12 protein-coding genes are annotated in these 13791 nt (G+C 74.6%); 6 read left to right on the top strand and 6 right to left on the bottom strand.

Going from position 1 to position 13791, the window contains the following annotated elements; translation table 11 throughout:
• Positions 1 to 29: 29 nt before the first annotated feature.
• The 4 genes from IEZ04_RS15815 to IEZ04_RS15800 all read right to left on the bottom strand — a co-directional run bounded on the left by IEZ04_RS15815 (position 30) and on the right by IEZ04_RS15800 (position 3271).
• On the bottom strand, positions 30 to 305 hold the full coding sequence (locus tag IEZ04_RS15815; RefSeq protein WP_189217505.1) for a CDGSH iron-sulfur domain-containing protein: 276 nt from the start codon (positions 303 to 305) through the stop codon (positions 30 to 32).
• Positions 286 to 939, bottom strand: a complete 654-nt coding sequence (locus tag IEZ04_RS15810; RefSeq protein WP_189217504.1) for a HemK2/MTQ2 family protein methyltransferase — start codon at positions 937 to 939, stop codon at positions 286 to 288. Before IEZ04_RS15810 ends, IEZ04_RS15815 begins: the two co-directional genes overlap by 20 nt.
• Positions 936 to 2042 (bottom strand): iron-containing redox enzyme family protein, encoded by a 1107-nt coding sequence (locus IEZ04_RS15805; protein ID WP_189217503.1) that lies wholly within the window; start codon positions 2040 to 2042, stop codon positions 936 to 938. The genes IEZ04_RS15810 and IEZ04_RS15805 overlap by 4 nt, the downstream gene beginning before the upstream one ends.
• A gap of 179 nt (positions 2043 to 2221) precedes the next feature.
• Positions 2222 to 3271: a Ppx/GppA family phosphatase gene (locus IEZ04_RS15800; RefSeq protein WP_189217502.1), complete on the bottom strand. Its 1050-nt coding sequence runs from the start codon at positions 3269 to 3271 to the stop codon at positions 2222 to 2224.
• A 267-nt stretch (positions 3272 to 3538) separates the two neighbouring features.
• Between IEZ04_RS15800 and IEZ04_RS15795 the strand changes: the two genes are divergently transcribed.
• From IEZ04_RS15795 to IEZ04_RS15770, 6 genes are all read left to right on the top strand, one after another.
• Positions 3539 to 4045 carry a GNAT family N-acetyltransferase gene (locus tag IEZ04_RS15795; protein WP_189217710.1) on the top strand — a complete coding sequence of 169 codons (507 nt, stop codon included), beginning with the start codon at positions 3539 to 3541 and terminating at the stop codon, positions 4043 to 4045.
• Between the two features lie 170 nt (positions 4046 to 4215).
• Positions 4216 to 5718, top strand: coding sequence for an ABC transporter substrate-binding protein (locus tag IEZ04_RS15790; RefSeq protein WP_189217501.1), 1503 nt, complete (start codon positions 4216 to 4218; stop codon positions 5716 to 5718).
• Between the two features lie 257 nt (positions 5719 to 5975).
• Positions 5976 to 7484, top strand: coding sequence for an ABC transporter permease subunit (locus tag IEZ04_RS15785; protein ID WP_373296319.1), 1509 nt, complete (start codon positions 5976 to 5978; stop codon positions 7482 to 7484).
• Positions 7481 to 8737: an MDR family MFS transporter gene (locus tag IEZ04_RS15780; RefSeq protein ID WP_189217500.1), complete on the top strand. Its 1257-nt coding sequence runs from the start codon at positions 7481 to 7483 to the stop codon at positions 8735 to 8737. The genes IEZ04_RS15785 and IEZ04_RS15780 overlap by 4 nt, the downstream gene beginning before the upstream one ends.
• A gap of 179 nt (positions 8738 to 8916) precedes the next feature.
• Complete coding sequence (locus IEZ04_RS15775) at positions 8917 to 10173, top strand: S1 family peptidase (protein WP_189217499.1); 1257 nt, start codon at positions 8917 to 8919, stop codon at positions 10171 to 10173.
• Positions 10174 to 10313: 140 nt separating this feature from the next.
• Positions 10314 to 10817: a metallophosphoesterase family protein gene (locus IEZ04_RS15770; RefSeq protein ID WP_189217498.1), complete on the top strand. Its 504-nt coding sequence runs from the start codon at positions 10314 to 10316 to the stop codon at positions 10815 to 10817.
• A gap of 22 nt (positions 10818 to 10839) precedes the next feature.
• Here the strand turns inward: IEZ04_RS15770 and IEZ04_RS15765 are convergent, their stop codons facing one another.
• Positions 10840 to 12246 carry a glycoside hydrolase family 43 protein gene (locus tag IEZ04_RS15765; protein WP_189217497.1) on the bottom strand — a complete coding sequence of 469 codons (1407 nt, stop codon included), beginning with the start codon at positions 12244 to 12246 and terminating at the stop codon, positions 10840 to 10842.
• Positions 12247 to 12263: 17 nt separating this feature from the next.
• On the bottom strand, positions 12264 to 13721 hold the full coding sequence (locus tag IEZ04_RS15760) for a family 43 glycosylhydrolase (protein WP_189217496.1): 1458 nt from the start codon (positions 13719 to 13721) through the stop codon (positions 12264 to 12266).
• Positions 13722 to 13791: the final 70 nt, after the last annotated feature.

Here is a 13791-nt window from a genome sequence, read left to right as displayed (position 1 = left end):
CGCCGCGCCCGCGCGGCCGCCGGGGCCGCTCAGGCCGGCCCGGCGTCCGGAGCGGGACGGGCCTCGCTGGGCGGCTCGGTGTCCGTCGCGGGACGGCGGGCGGCGGGCGGAGCGGATCTGCGGTGGCTCGTGTCGCACCACGGGTAGCGTCGGCTGCGGCGGCAGGTGCACAGGGCCACGCGGAAGCGGTCCGAGGAGACGGTCGTCCCGTCCTCCAGCTCGACCTCCACGGGACCGTCCACGAGCCACGGACCCCGGCGCTGCACCGTGATGCGGCGGGGCGCGTCAGCGCTGTCGTTCGGCACGGATGACCACCAGCTCTTCCTTGTCGTCTTCGTCGGTCAGCAGCCCGCGGTCCCGCAACCAGGACTGCCGGGCGCGCATCACGGGCCCGAAGGCCACCCACCGGTGTTCCGTCACGGCCGTCCGCAGCCCGGCGGCACGCAGCGCCCCGACCGTGCGGCCGGCGTCGCTGAGCGCGGAGTGCACCAGGAGCAGCGCTCCGCCGGGCCGCAGCAGCGGGGGAGCGTCGCGGCAGATCCGGTCCAGGACGAGACGGCCGTCGCCGCCCGCGTCCCAGGCCCGTGCGGCCCCGCGCGGTTCACGGCCGGTGGGCGGGGCCGGAACGTACGGCGGATTGGCCAGTACGAGGTCGAACGTCTCGGCGGAGACCGGGGCGAACAGGTCGCCATGGACGGCGCGCACCCGCAGCCCGGCCAGCCGCGCGTTGAGCCGGACCGTCGCCACCGCCCGCCGGGACACGTCCACGGCCGTCACCCGCGCGCCCCGGCGGGCGGCCGCCAGGGCCAGGGCGCCCGACCCCGTTCCCACGTCGAGCACGCGGGCACCGGGCGCGAGCGGCTCCTCGGCCAGTGCTTCGGCCAGGAGGGCCGTGTCGTCCTGCGGGGCGTAGACACCCGGGAGTACCAGGAGATTCACACGGCACCCAGTACCCTGCTCCGCCCCGCTGTAGCAGGATCCTCCCGGGTCTCTTCCCCGGCCTGCTCGCCGACCTGTCCCTCGGCCTGCTCGCCGACCCGCTTCCCGACCAGGCGCAGGGGCCGGTACACGGTGGACTCCCCCGCACGCCACCGGGACAGCAGGTGCTCGGCCAGCCGGCCCTCCAGGTACTCGGTCGCGTCGATGCCGAACACGATGTCGTCCGCGAGCTGCGGCTCGTCCTCCAGCAGGCCGCCGATCACCTCGTGCCGCATGATCTGCTCGTGCACGGCGTCGGCCTCGACGTGCTCGTCGTAGTAGCGCTCGGCGGCCGGTCCCGCGCCCGTGCGCCGCATCGCCTCCGACAGCCGCCGCGAGGCGGGCGAGGAGGTGATCTCGACCTCCGCGAAGTGGCCCACCAGGGCGCCGCGCAGCCGGCGGTGCAGTCCGAACAGGGACATCAGGTTGACGATCGCCAGCATCTCGGCGCAGCCAGCGTCCACCTGGCGGCCGTAGGTGGTGTCCAGGCCCAGATCCGTCATCAGGTCGGCGAAGAGCTTGGCATGCACCTGGTCGGGGCGCCCGCCCCCGTACTCGTCGAACGTCACCGCCGCCAGCGCGGCCTTGGCCCGCCCCGACAGTCTCGGCAGCACCCAGACCTGCGGGTCCTGCTCCTTGAGGTGGAAGAGCGACCGGTGCGCCGCGTACTCGCGCAGCTGCCACGGTTCGCCCTCGTCCCGCAGGTAGTGCGAGACGCCCGTACCGTCGGCGGGCTCCACGAGCAGTTCCTTCAGCGCGCCCTCGACCGTCTCGTGGACGGGGGTGTCGGCGCGCAGCGCGGTCAGGAAGCGCTCCTCTAGGGCCGCGCGGGTTCTCAGCAGTTCCGGGTCCCATTCGAGGCCGGGATCGACCCCGGCGAACCCGCGGTAGTGCAGTTCGTAGCACAGGTAGAGGGCCAGTTGCAGATCGTCGCCGTACGGGTCGGCGGCTTCGACGTCCCCGTCGGAGGGCAGCGGGCCCGCGTCCAGCAGATACGCCTTGACGGCGGCGGACAGGCGTCCACGGTCGGCGGGCAGGGCCGGTCCTTCGCTCTCGTGTGTCATGGGCGCCGGGTACCCTCGACCCACCCGTCCCCACCTGTGATGTTGCCGTCGTGTGGGCCCCGTGGAACGGGTATGGCGTCGAGGTCGTACGTGCCGCCGTCACCGGTCGGGCATGGCCGTACCGGCACCCCGGGCGCCGGGGCACCGCCCGAGTGGCCGCGGACGGCCGCGGCCCGGGCTCAGCGCGCCGGCGCGGCGATGCGCAGCGGCACGGCGGCGGTGCCCGGGACCCCGGGAGCGACGGTGTCCGACGGGGAGAGAGAAGTGTCGTCGTCGCTGCTCTCGACGACCTCCTTCCACCAGGACGGGCCGTCCTCTATGTGGCGCAGCAGCACCCCCTCGCGGATCGCCCAGGGGCAGATGGTGACGGCCTTCAGTCCGGTCAGCTTCATGGCGGTGTGCCCGACCACGGCACCGGCCAGGCTCTGGTCGGCGCGCGGCGCCGAGATGCCGGGGAGCCGGGCCCGTTCCGCCGCGGGCAGCGCGGCGAGCCGGGTGACCGCCCGGCCCAGGTCGGAGGTGCGCAACTGCCGTTCCACGAAGGGGCCGTGCCGTCCGGGCGCGGCACCGCACAGCCTGCCGAGCTGCTGGAAGGTGCGCGAGGTGGCCACGGCGGTGCGCGGCCCCTCCCAGCGGACGCGGGCGGCCACGTCGCGCAGCTGGTGGCGGACCTTGCGGCGCAGCGCCCTGACGCTCTCGGCCGAGGGCGGGTCGCCGCCGCCGTCGAGGAACTCGTGGGTGAGCCGGTTGGCACCGAGCGGCAGGCAGGCCACGAAGTCCGGCAGCCGTCCCCGGCCGAAGGCGATCTCCATCGAACCGCCGCCGATGTCGAGCAGCGCGAGCGGACCCGATCGCCAGCCCATCCACCGCCGGGCCCCGAGGAACGTCAGCTCCGCCTCCAGCTCGCCCGGCATCGTGCACAGCGGTACACCGGTCCGCTCCCGGACGGTCCGCAGCACGTCGAGCCGGTTGGGGGCGGTGCGCACCACGGCGGTCGCGAACGCGAGCGGCGCCTCGGCGCCCCACCGCCGCGCCGTCCGGTCGGCCGCCGCGACCGCCTCGGCGAGCTGCTCCACGGCCTCGTCGGGAATGCGGCTCCCGTGCGTCATGCGGTCGGAGAGCCGCAGCCGCCACTTCGCCGTGTGCACGGGAAGGGGCACACCGCCCTCGGCGTCCGCCACCACGAGCCGTACGGTCTTCGATCCGACATCCACCACACTGATCCGCATGATCTCCGAGGTACCCCGAAGTCGTGACGGCACGCGTGACCAGCACCGCCGCCTGTGGCGCAGGGGTGCGAACGAGCCACTGGGGGAGACGGGTGCCCCTGACGAGCGCCCCGGAACACCCGGAGGGAGCGGGGCGCACCCCGGGGCACACCCCCCGATCACGGACACAGGCTTCTTGCATATGATGTGCAGGTGCGCGACGACTACAGCACCAGGTACAGCATCAGGGAAGCGACCACCGACGACCTCGACAGCGCCCGCGCGGTGATGCTCGACACCGTCTACCGGGACTTCGGCACGGGCTACGTGCCCCGGTGGCACGGCGACATCATCGACCTCCACGGCGCCTACGTCGCACCCGCGCGGCACATGCTGCTGGTCGCCGTCGACACCCTGGACGGCTCGGTCGCCGCGACCGCCGCGCTCGACTCCCGCGGACCGGCCCACCCGCCGAACCCCCGGTGGCTGGCGGAGCGCTATCCCTCGGGCGAGACCGCGCAGCTCCGGCGGGTCTACACGCACCCCGGGCACCGGCGGCGCGGGCTGGCCCGGCGGCTGGTCGGCGAACTGCTGGACTTCGCGGCGGCCGACGGCGGCTACCGGTCGGTCTATCTGCACACCGACCCGGGGGTGCCGGGGGCCGAGGCCTTCTGGCGGTCCCTGGGCGAGGTGGTGTGCGACGAGCGCGAGGTGACCGGCCAGCGGGTCGTGCACTTTGAGGTCCCCGCGCGGGTCCCCGCGCGCACCCCGGTCGCGGCCGGCGCACGTACCTGAGCGCCGCGGATCGGATCCGTACGCGCCGCGAATCCGTACGCGCCGCGGATGCGTCCGTGTCCGTACGTCAACGTACGTGAAAACCGTTCCCATGTAATCTGGCGCCGATCCGTCCGCACCACCCGTCGTCCCCCGTCGTCATCCCTGCGAACCGCGAAGAACGAGAACCCATGCGCTCCGTCGTGTCCCGGCGTCGGCTGCTCGCCGGCCTGCTGCTCGCCCCCCTGCTGACCGGCTGCTTCGCCTCCGGCGGCGGGGACGGCACCTCCGAGGGGGACGCGGCGGGCGGCTCCCGCCTCCGTGTCGCCCTGGCCTTCCCGCCCGCCGAGAACCTCTCCCCGTACGGCGCCGACGCCACCCTCCTCAGCCGGCTCGGCGTCACCGAGGGGCTGACCGCGCTGGACGCCAACGGCTCCGCGGCCCCCGCCCTCGCCACCTCCTGGACCCGTGAGAACGACCGGACCTGGATGTTCACCCTGCGCGAGGCGGCCTTCCAGGACGGCGAGAAGGTCACCCCGGACGCCGTCGCCTCCGCCCTCACCCACGCCGCGGAGGCGGACCCCGAGCCCGCCGCGCTCTCCGGCGTCACGCTGGAGGCGGCGAAGGAGGGGAGCGACAAGGTGCGCGTCACCACCGACGCCCCCGACCCGGCGCTGCCGCTCCGCCTGACCAGCCCCGGCCTCGCGATCCTCTCCCCGAAGGCGTACGGCGACGCCCGCCCGGACCCCGTCGGCACCGCCACCGGTCCCTTCGAGCTGACCGAGGTGAACGGCGCCACCGCGGCCACCCTCGACCGCTTCGACGACTACTGGGGCGGACGCGCCCAGGCCGCCGGCATCGACGCCCGGTTCATCGCCGACGGCACGGCCCGCACGAACGCCCTGCGCACCGGCCAGGTCGACATCGCCGAGGCGGTCCCCGTCTCCCAGGCGGCCTCCCTGGACCAGGAAACCCGCAAGGAGACCGCGACCACCCGCACCACCAGCCTCCTGCTCAACACGAAGTCGGGCGCCTTCGAGGACGCCGGGCTCCGTGCCGCCGCCCGCGAGGCGATCGACACGTCCGTGTTCGCCGAGGACGTGTACGAGGGCGTCGCCGACCCGGGCGCCGGCATCTACGGCCCCGCCGTCACCTGGGCCGCCGACCTGCGCACCGCGCCCACCGGGCGCGCGGAGGCCACCGACCCGGACGGCACCACGGTCACCATCGCCACGTACGACAACCGGCCCGAGCTGCCCGAGGTCGCCCAGGTCCTGCAGCAGCAGCTGGAGCGGGCCGGGTTCACGGTGAAGCTGGAGGTGCGCGAGTACTCGCGGCTGGAGAGCGACGCCCTCGCGGGGAAGTTCGACGCGTTCGTCGGCGCCCGCAACACCCTCCTCGACACGGGTGACCCGGTCTCCATCCTCGCCAGCGACTACACCTGTGACGGCGCCTACAACCTCGCGCTGCTCTGCGACAAGGACGTGGACCGGGCGGTCGAGGAGGCGGAGGGCCTCGCCGACACCGACAAGCGGCGGCGGGCCGCCATGGCCGCCGAGGCCGCGGTCCTGGGCACCGACGCCGTGGTGCCCCTGGTCCACCAGCGGATCATCACCGGCGTCGGCACCGATGTCCAGGGCGTGATCCTCGACCCGTACGAGCGCACGCTCGTCGGCACCGGGACCCGACGCTGAGCCGGACACTCTGGCGGGCCGCCCTGGCGGCAGCCCTCGTCTGCGGCATCGGGCTGCTGCCGTGGCTGTCGCGCACCGACCCGGCCCTCACCGTCCTCAAGGCCCGCTCCGCCGAGCGCACCCCCACGCCCGAGGTACTGGCGGCGGTCCGGGACCAGCTCGGCCTCGACGCGGGCCCCTTCGGACTGCTCGGCCAGTGGCTCGGCGGGCTGCTGCGCGGCGACGCGGGCCGGTCGTGGATCTCCGGCTCGGAAGTCGTGCCCGCCGTCGTGCAGGCCCTCGGCGTCTCCCTGATGCTGATGGCCGCCGCGCTCGTGGTCGCCGCCGGCACGGCCGCCGCGGTGTGCGCCCGGACCCTGCGCCTCGGCGTCCGCCGCCGGCTGCACCAGCGGCGCGGCGCGGGCGGCACGGCGGCGGTCCTGGCCGCACTGCCCGAGTTCCTGCTCGCCTCCGTGCTGGCCGCCGTCGTCGGCGTGCACCTCGGCTGGCTGCCCGCCCTCGGCTGGTACGGCCCGCAGTACCTGGTGCTGCCCGCGCTGGCCCTCGGGCTGCCCGCGGGCGCGCTGCTCGGCCGGCTGCTGGACGACATGCTGCCCGCCGCGTTCGCCGAGGACTGGGCGCTGGCCGCCGCCGCGCGCGGCATCGGCGGACGCGAAGTCGCCCGCATGGCGGTGCGCCGCTGCGTGCCCGGGCTGCTGCCCAACATCGGCCTGTTCGTCACGGGGCTCACCGGCGGCGCGGTCGCCGTGGAACAGATCTTCGACATCCCCGGGCTCGGCCGTACCACCCTCCAGGCAGCCGTCGCCCAGGACCTCCCCGTCCTCCAGGCCGGCACCCTCGCGCTGGTCCTGCTGGCCGCCGTGGCCGGCTCGCTCGCCCGGCTCGCGGGCCGGCTGCTCATCGGCCCGGCCCTGCGCGACAGCGCCCTGCCGTCGCTGCACCGGCCGGAGCGGTCCGGGCCCCGGACGGCACCGCTCGTGTACGCGGCGCTCCTCCTCGCCGTCGTCGTCCTCGGCCTCGTCCGCGACCCGCTCGCCGTGGACACCGGCGCCCGGCTCCGGGCACCGTCCCCCGCGCACCCCTTCGGCACCGACTCCCTCGGCCGGGACGTCCTCGCCCGCATCGGACACGGCGCGTTCGGCACGCTCACCCTGGCCCTCGCGATCAGCGCGGCCGCCCTGGTCGCCGGCGTCCTGCTGGGGCTGCTGCCCCGCCTCTCGGAACCGCTGGCCGACACCGTCAACGCCGTACCGCCCGTCCTCGCGGGCCTGCTGGTGGCCGGAGTCGCCGGCAGCGGTGCCGCGACCCCGGCCCTCGCGGTCGCCGCGGTCGCCTGGGTCCCGCTCGCGGCGCACACCTCGGCCCTGCTCGCCCAGGAGCGCGCGGCCGTCCACATCACGGCCACCAAAGGGCTCGGCGCGAGCCGGCTGTACCTGCTCCGTCACGAACTCCTGCCCGCCGTCGTCCCCCCGGTCGCACGCCACGCCCTGCTCCGGCTGCCCTCCGTCGCCCTCGCCCTGACCGCCCTCGGCTTCCTCGGCCTCGGCACCCAGCCGCCGGACCCCGAGTGGGGCCTCCTCCTCGCGGAGAACCAGCCGTACGTCGAACGCGCCCCCTGGGCCGTGCTCGCGCCCGCGGCCGTCCTCGCCCTCCTCGGCCTGCTGGCGGTCACGGCGGCGGGCGGGGTGCGGCTGCCGCGCCGGCAGCCCACGGCGGCCGTACGGGAGCCGGAGTCCGCCGTCGTCCCCGTGGGGGAGCGCGTATGACCGCGCACCGGTCCGCCCTCGCCCCGCGGCGCCGTGCCCGGTCCACCTGGTCACGGCTGAACCCGCTGCTGCGGCTGCTGATCCTCACCCAGCTCGCCTTCAACGTCGGCTTCTTCGCCGTGCTGCCGTTCCTCTCCGAGCACCTCGGCACCGCCCTCGGCATGGCGGGCTGGACGGTCGGGTTCCTGCTGGGGCTGCGCACCTTCAGCCAGCAGGGGCTGTTCGTGGTGGGCGGCGCGCTGGCCGACCGGTACGGCGTACGGCCCGTGGTGCTCACCGGCTGCGTGCTGCGCATCGCCGGGTTCGTGTGGCTCGGCTACGCGCACGACACCTGGCAGGTCGTCGCCGCCGTCGTGCTGATCGGCTTCGCGGCCGCACTGTTCTCCCCGGCCGTCGAGTCGGAGGTCGCCCGGCAGGCCGTGGTGTGGGAGGAGGCGGGCGGCGGCTCCCGGACGGGCGTGCTGGCCCTGCTGACCGTGGCCGGGCAGGCCGGCGCGTTCGTCGGGCCGCTGCTCGGCGCGCTGCTGCTGTCGGTCGACTTCCGCACCGTGTGCCTGGCGGGCGCGGCCGTCTTCGTCCTCGTCCTCGCCGGACACGCGTGGCTGCTGCCGCAGCACATACCCGGACGGGCGCGGGTCACCGCCCGCGGCGGACTCGGCCCGCTGCTGCGCAACGGCCGCTTCCTCGCCCTGTGCGCCGCGTACGGCGCCTACCTGCTGGCGTACAACCAGCTCTACCTGATCCTGCCGCACGAGGTGGAGCGCGCGGCGGGCTCGCAGACGCCGCTGGCCTGGCTGTTCGCGCTGTCCTCGCTGCTCGTGGTGACCGCCCAGCTGCCGGTGACCCGATGGGTGGCGGACCGGCTCGACCTGCGCCGCTCGATGACGGGTGGACTGCTGCTGATCAGCGCCGGGTTCGCGGTGGTGGCGCTGGCCCGGCCCGCCGCGTGGACGGGCACCGCCGGACTGCTGCCCGCGGCCGGTTTCGTCGTGCTGCTCACCCTCGGCCAGATGCTCGTCGCGCCCGCCGCCCGCGCGTGGGTGCCCGACCTGGCGGCGGAGGGGCGGCTCGGTCTGTACACCGGGGCGATGTCCTCCGTGTCCGGACTGATCGTCCTGGTGGGCAGCGCGGCCACGGGCACCCTCCTCGACACGGGGCTGCCGCCCGCCGTGCCCTGGCTGGTCCTCGCGGCGATCCCGGTACTGGCCCTGGTGCTGCTGCCGCACCGGAAGGCCGCGCCCCGGGCGGGCTGACGCGCGGTGCGGCGAGCCCGGTTCCCGGGCGCGTCACGGCGGTTGGTGCCGGGGCGGGACGGGACTGATTCCGCCCGCCTTTGAACGTCCCACGCGGCACGTGCGTATGAACCGGCATCCAGGCGCCCCGGTCGACCGCCGGACGGCGGCCGCGCCCGTCGTCCCCAGGAGGTTCAGAGTTGAGTCACAAACGCACACCCAAGCGCAAGGCCGTCATAGCGGCCGGAGGCGTGGCGGCGCTCGGAGCGGCGGCCCTCCTGCTGCCGAACGCCATGGCCGGCCAGACGGACGACGGCGGGGCCGCCGCACCCCGGACCGTCAGGGCGGCCGACGTCCCCGGCCTCGCCTCGCAGCTGGCCGCACAGCTCGGTGACGCCTTCGCCGGGTCCTACTACGACGCCGGGAAGCAGCAGATCATCGTCAACGTGGTCGGCGACGACAGCGAGGTGGTCAACGAGATCAGGAAGGCCGGCGCCGTCCCCAACGAGGTGCGCAACGGCACCGCCGAGCTGGACGCCGCCGCCAGGACGCTGCGCACCGACGCGACCGTCCCGGGCACCGCCTGGTCCGTCGATCCGAGGACCAACGAGATCCGGGTCACCGCCGACAGCACCGTCACCGGCGACAGCTGGCACAGACTCGAGGAGACGGTGGCCTCGCTCGGCGAGGGCGTCGCGACCGTCAAGAGGTCCGCCGGCACCTTCCGGACGTTCGCCGAGGGCGGCGACGCCATATTCGGCGGCGGCGCCCGCTGCTCGCTCGGCTTCAACGTCACGAACGCCGACGGCAGCCCCGGCTTCCTGACCGCGGGGCACTGCGGTGTCGCGGCCGCCGAGTGGTCGGAGGGACAGAACGGCGCCCCCGTCGGCACCGTCGACCAGGCCGTCTTCCCGGGCGAGGGCGACTTCGCGCTCGTCGAGTACGACGATCCGGCGACGCAGGCGGCCAGTGCCGTGGACACCGGCGGCGGGCAGCTCGTGCAGATCGACCGGGCCGCGGAGGCCGTCGTCGGCCAGCCGGTGATCCGCATGGGCAGCACCACCGGACTCGACCAGGGCAACGTCCTGGGGCTGAACGCGACCGTCAACTACCCGGAGGGCACGGTCACCGGGCTCATCCAGACCGACGTCTGCGCGGAGCCGGGCGACAGCGGCGGCGCCCTGTTCACCGCGGACGGCGGCGCCGTCGGGCTGACCTCGGGCGGCAGCGGCGACTGCACCACCGGCGGAGAGACGTTCTTCCAGCCCGTGACCACCGCTCTGCGGGCGGTCGGCGCGACCATCGGCGCGGGCGACGCGGCAGGCGGCGACCAGGGCGCCGGCGGTGGAGAAGCGGGCGCCGGCGGTGAGGCCGGGGCGGGTGCCGGTGCCGGTGATCAGGCCGGTGAGGGCGCGGACGACGGCGTGAACGACGGCACGGAGACCGGCGGCCACTGATCCGGCCGCCGCGCCCCCGGACGCCGACCCGGTCGAGAGGCGGTTCCGGCCGGGCGGCGACAGTGGTCCGGCCCTCCGGCGGAAGGGCCGGACCACTGCCTGCGGATGAGGTGCCCCGGCACGGATGGCACCCTGGGGACGTGCGCCTCCTCCTCGTCTCCGACACCCATCTCCCCAAGCGGGCCAAGGTCCTGCCCCCGCAGCTCCTCGACGAGCTCCCGCGCGCCGACGTGGTCGTCCATGCCGGCGACTGGGTGGACACCGCCACGCTCGACCTGCTGGAGGACCGCGCCCGCCGGCTGATCGCGGTGTACGGCAACAACGACGGCCCCGGGCTGCGCGCCCGGCTCCCCGAGGTGGCGTACGCGGAACTCGGCGGCCTGCGCTTCGGCGTCGTCCACGAGACGGGCCCCGCCCAGGGCCGCGAGCGCCGGTGCGCGGCGCGCTTCCCCGAGCTGGACGTGCTGGTCTTCGGGCACAGCCACATCCCCTGGGACACCACCGCCGACACCGGGCTGCGCCTGCTCAACCCGGGCTCGCCCACCGACCGCCGCCGCCAGCCGCACTGCACGTACATGACGGCGCGGGTGGCGGACGGCCGGCTCGACGAGGTGACGCTGCACCGGCTGCCCCGCCGGACCTGAACCGGACCGCCGCGGGCGACCGCTACGCCCAGGCGGTCACCGGCACGAAGGAGCTGTCCTGCCGGAACAGCCCGGTGCCGTCCGACACCTCGACGCGCACCTGGTAGCCGTAGTGCCGCAGGTAGTGCCCCGGGTAGTTGTACGACTCGAAGCGCACGGACCCCGAAGCCGTCCCCGTACGGGCGACGAAGGTCGCGTCCCGCGCGAACACCGACGAGCCGTCGTTCCCGTCGAAACGGGCCCGGAAGTCCCAGTGCCGCAGATATCTCCCGGACGCGTCGCGGAACGAGAAGGCGTTCCCGTCCGCGAGCCCCGGCACCACGGTGAACGTGGCCGCCTGCTTCTGCGCGGCCGTGGCACCGGACGTCACCTCGACCAGGTCGAGCAGGGACGACTGCTGCTGCCAGTACCGGGTGGTGTAGTTGGCGGACCGGAAGGAGCGGGTCACCCCGGCCGGCAGGCCCGGGCCCCCGGAGACGGTCTCCTTGAGGACCGTGAAGTGCCGCGCCGTCCCCGAGATGCCGGGCAGCCGCCGCGGCGCGGTCCACGTGGCGAAGGTGTCGGAACTGTCGCTGTAGTAGTAGGCGCCCTCGCCGTAGCCGTCGAAGAACATCCGCCAGGCGCCGTTGTCGAGCCGCACCAGCGCCGGCCCCTCGCGGGTGCCGCCCCAGCCGGCCCAGTTCCCGGTGCGGCGGATCGTGTACGGCCCGGTCAGGCTGGAGGCGGTGGCGTACTCGATGTACTTCGTCGTCTCGTTCTTCGGGAACGCGTGGTACGTGGAGCCGATCCGCACGACGAACGTGTCGATGTGGTTCGCCCCGATACCCGACAGCGCGACCGGTGAACTCCACGCCGTGAGCGAGGAGTCGGTGGCCCGCAGCCGGTACGGAGTGAAGATCCACTCGTTGTCCGCCGTCGAGCACGACACGATGACGTTCACGCTGCCGTCGGCGTCCACGAACCACTCGGGCGCCCACGCGCGTGAGAGGCCGGCGATCGGCACGGTGTGGTCGTACAGGTGCGTCCAGGCGACCCGGTCGGCGCTGCGCGCGAAGCCGATCGTCGTGCTCGGGTCCTGCCAGGTGCGGGTGGTGTAGGTGAGGTAGTAGTAGCCGTCGGTGTGCTTGAGGATGCTCGCGTCCCGGATGCGGCCACTGGGCGGGCGGTACGCCGCGGACCGCACGAGCCGGAAGTCGGTGGCGTCGTCGGACTGGTAGACGTTGACGGTGCCGTCGTCGCTGTCGGGGAACGGCAGGATCGTGTAGCGGGTGGCGGAACCGTTCGGCGGGGCGGCCGCGACGGCGGTGCCCGTCGGCCAGCGCGTGCCGGGCGGGCCGCCGAGGACGACCGCCGACGCGGGCAGCGCGGCGACGGCGGCGCGCAGCAGGGTGCGGCGGGAGGGCGCGGGGAGACGGTTCGGGGTTCCCATCTGCGGCTCTCCTCCGGTCACTGGGTGTAGAAGGTCGCGTCGGCCCGGTCCGTGGCCGTGCTCACGGCCTGCACGTACAGCAGGTGGTCGTAGTGCCGGACGTAGCGGCCCGCGTGGTTGGACGACTCGTACGAGATACCGGCGGAGTCCGCGAGGCCCGCGCGGGCGAAGAAGGAGGCGTCGCCCGCGAACCGCGCCGTCCCGTCGTTCCGCTCCACCCACACCTCGGAGTTCCTGTGCCGCAGGAAGTGGCCGGGGAAGTTCGCCGACTCCAGCGACACGGTGCCGCCGCCCGCGAGCCCGGTGACCGTGCGGAACTGCGAGTCGGCGAGCGGGGCGACGTCCGCCTCGGTCCGGGCGCGGAACTCCCAGTGGCGGATGAAACGGTCGGGGAAGTTGTACGAGGACAGCCGCCGCGGGGTGGCGCCGTCGGCGACCGGGATGCCGAAGTCCGGCGTGCCGTCGGACCTCCAGTACAGCTTCTGGACGCGGGTGCGGCGGTTCGGGTCGTTCAGCGGGTCGCCGCTGATGTCGCGGTAGTCGCGGTCGTGGTAGACGAGGAGGTCGGACTTGCCGTCCTCGGAGACCGTGAACGAGTTGTGGCCGGGGCCGTACTGGCCGGTCGCGTCGTTGCTGCGGAAGACCGGGTCCGGGGTCTTGGCCCAGGAGGAGGCGTTCAGCAGGTTCGCGGAGGCCGACGCGGTCAGCAGCCCCATGCAGTAGTTGGCGTCGGTGGCGCTCGCCGAGAAGGTCAGGAACACCTTGCCGCCCCGCTGGATCACCGCCGGGCCCTCGTTGACCCGATGGCCCACGGTCTCCCACGCGGCGGTCGGCTTGCTGATCATGACGGGCGTGCCGGTGATGGTCCACGGGTTCGCCATGCGCGCCAGGTACAGGTTGGTGCCGGTGCCGACGGCGGGGTCGTTCTGCGCCCAGCAGAGGTAGCGCACCCCGCTCACCACGAACGTCGTCGCGTCCAGCGAGAACGTGTCGAGCGGCAGCGCGATCCGGCCCCGCTCCGTCCAGGTGCCGGTCAGCGGGTTCGCGGCGCTCGTCTCCAGCACGTACGGGCGGATCGCCCAGACGTCGTCGGTCCGGCCCGCCGCGAAGTACACGTACCACTTGCCGTCGATGAAGTGGATCTCCGGAGCCCATATGTGGGCGCCCATCTCCCCGCTGGTGTGCCGGGTCCAGATGGTCCGCTCGGCGGCCGTGGCGAGCCCCTGGACCGTCGTGGCCCGGCGCAGCACGATCCGGTCGTACGCGGGCACCGTGGCCGTGAAGTAGTAGTAGCCGTCGGTGTGCTTCCAGATGTGCGGGTCGGCGCGCTGTTCGGCGAGCGGGTTGGTGTACGACACGCCGGGCGACGCGGGGACGGCGGCGCGGGCGGTGCCGGCGGCGAGGCCGGTGACGGCGGCGGCCGCCGAACCGGCGGCGAGGCCGAGGACCGTCCGGCGGGTGAATGCGGGTCTCACGGGCTGCTCCCTTGGAGGAGGGGACCGGGGGCGGGAACGCCGTCGGCGGCACCCGGACCGTCGGACTGCC

Source organism: Streptomyces ruber, assembly GCF_014648075.1.
Taxonomy (GTDB): domain Bacteria; phylum Actinomycetota; class Actinomycetes; order Streptomycetales; family Streptomycetaceae; genus Streptomyces; species Streptomyces ruber.
This window is presented reverse-complemented; position numbering and strand designations above follow the sequence as displayed.

Excerpts from the sequence above, each read along its gene's own strand:
- IEZ04_RS15800 (WP_189217502.1), bottom strand. The coding sequence starts at position 3,271 with ATGCGGATCAGTGTGGTGGATGTCGGATCGAAGACCGTACGGCTCGTG.
- IEZ04_RS15780 (WP_189217500.1), top strand. The coding sequence starts at position 7,481 with ATGACCGCGCACCGGTCCGCCCTCGCCCCGCGGCGCCGTGCCCGGTCC.
- IEZ04_RS15795 (WP_189217710.1), top strand. The coding sequence starts at position 3,539 with ATGCTCGACACCGTCTACCGGGACTTCGGCACGGGCTACGTGCCCCGG.
- IEZ04_RS15790 (WP_189217501.1), top strand. The coding sequence starts at position 4,216 with ATGCGCTCCGTCGTGTCCCGGCGTCGGCTGCTCGCCGGCCTGCTGCTC.
- IEZ04_RS15805 (WP_189217503.1), bottom strand. The coding sequence starts at position 2,042 with ATGACACACGAGAGCGAAGGACCGGCCCTGCCCGCCGACCGTGGACGC.
- IEZ04_RS15765 (WP_189217497.1), bottom strand. The coding sequence starts at position 12,246 with ATGGGAACCCCGAACCGTCTCCCCGCGCCCTCCCGCCGCACCCTGCTG.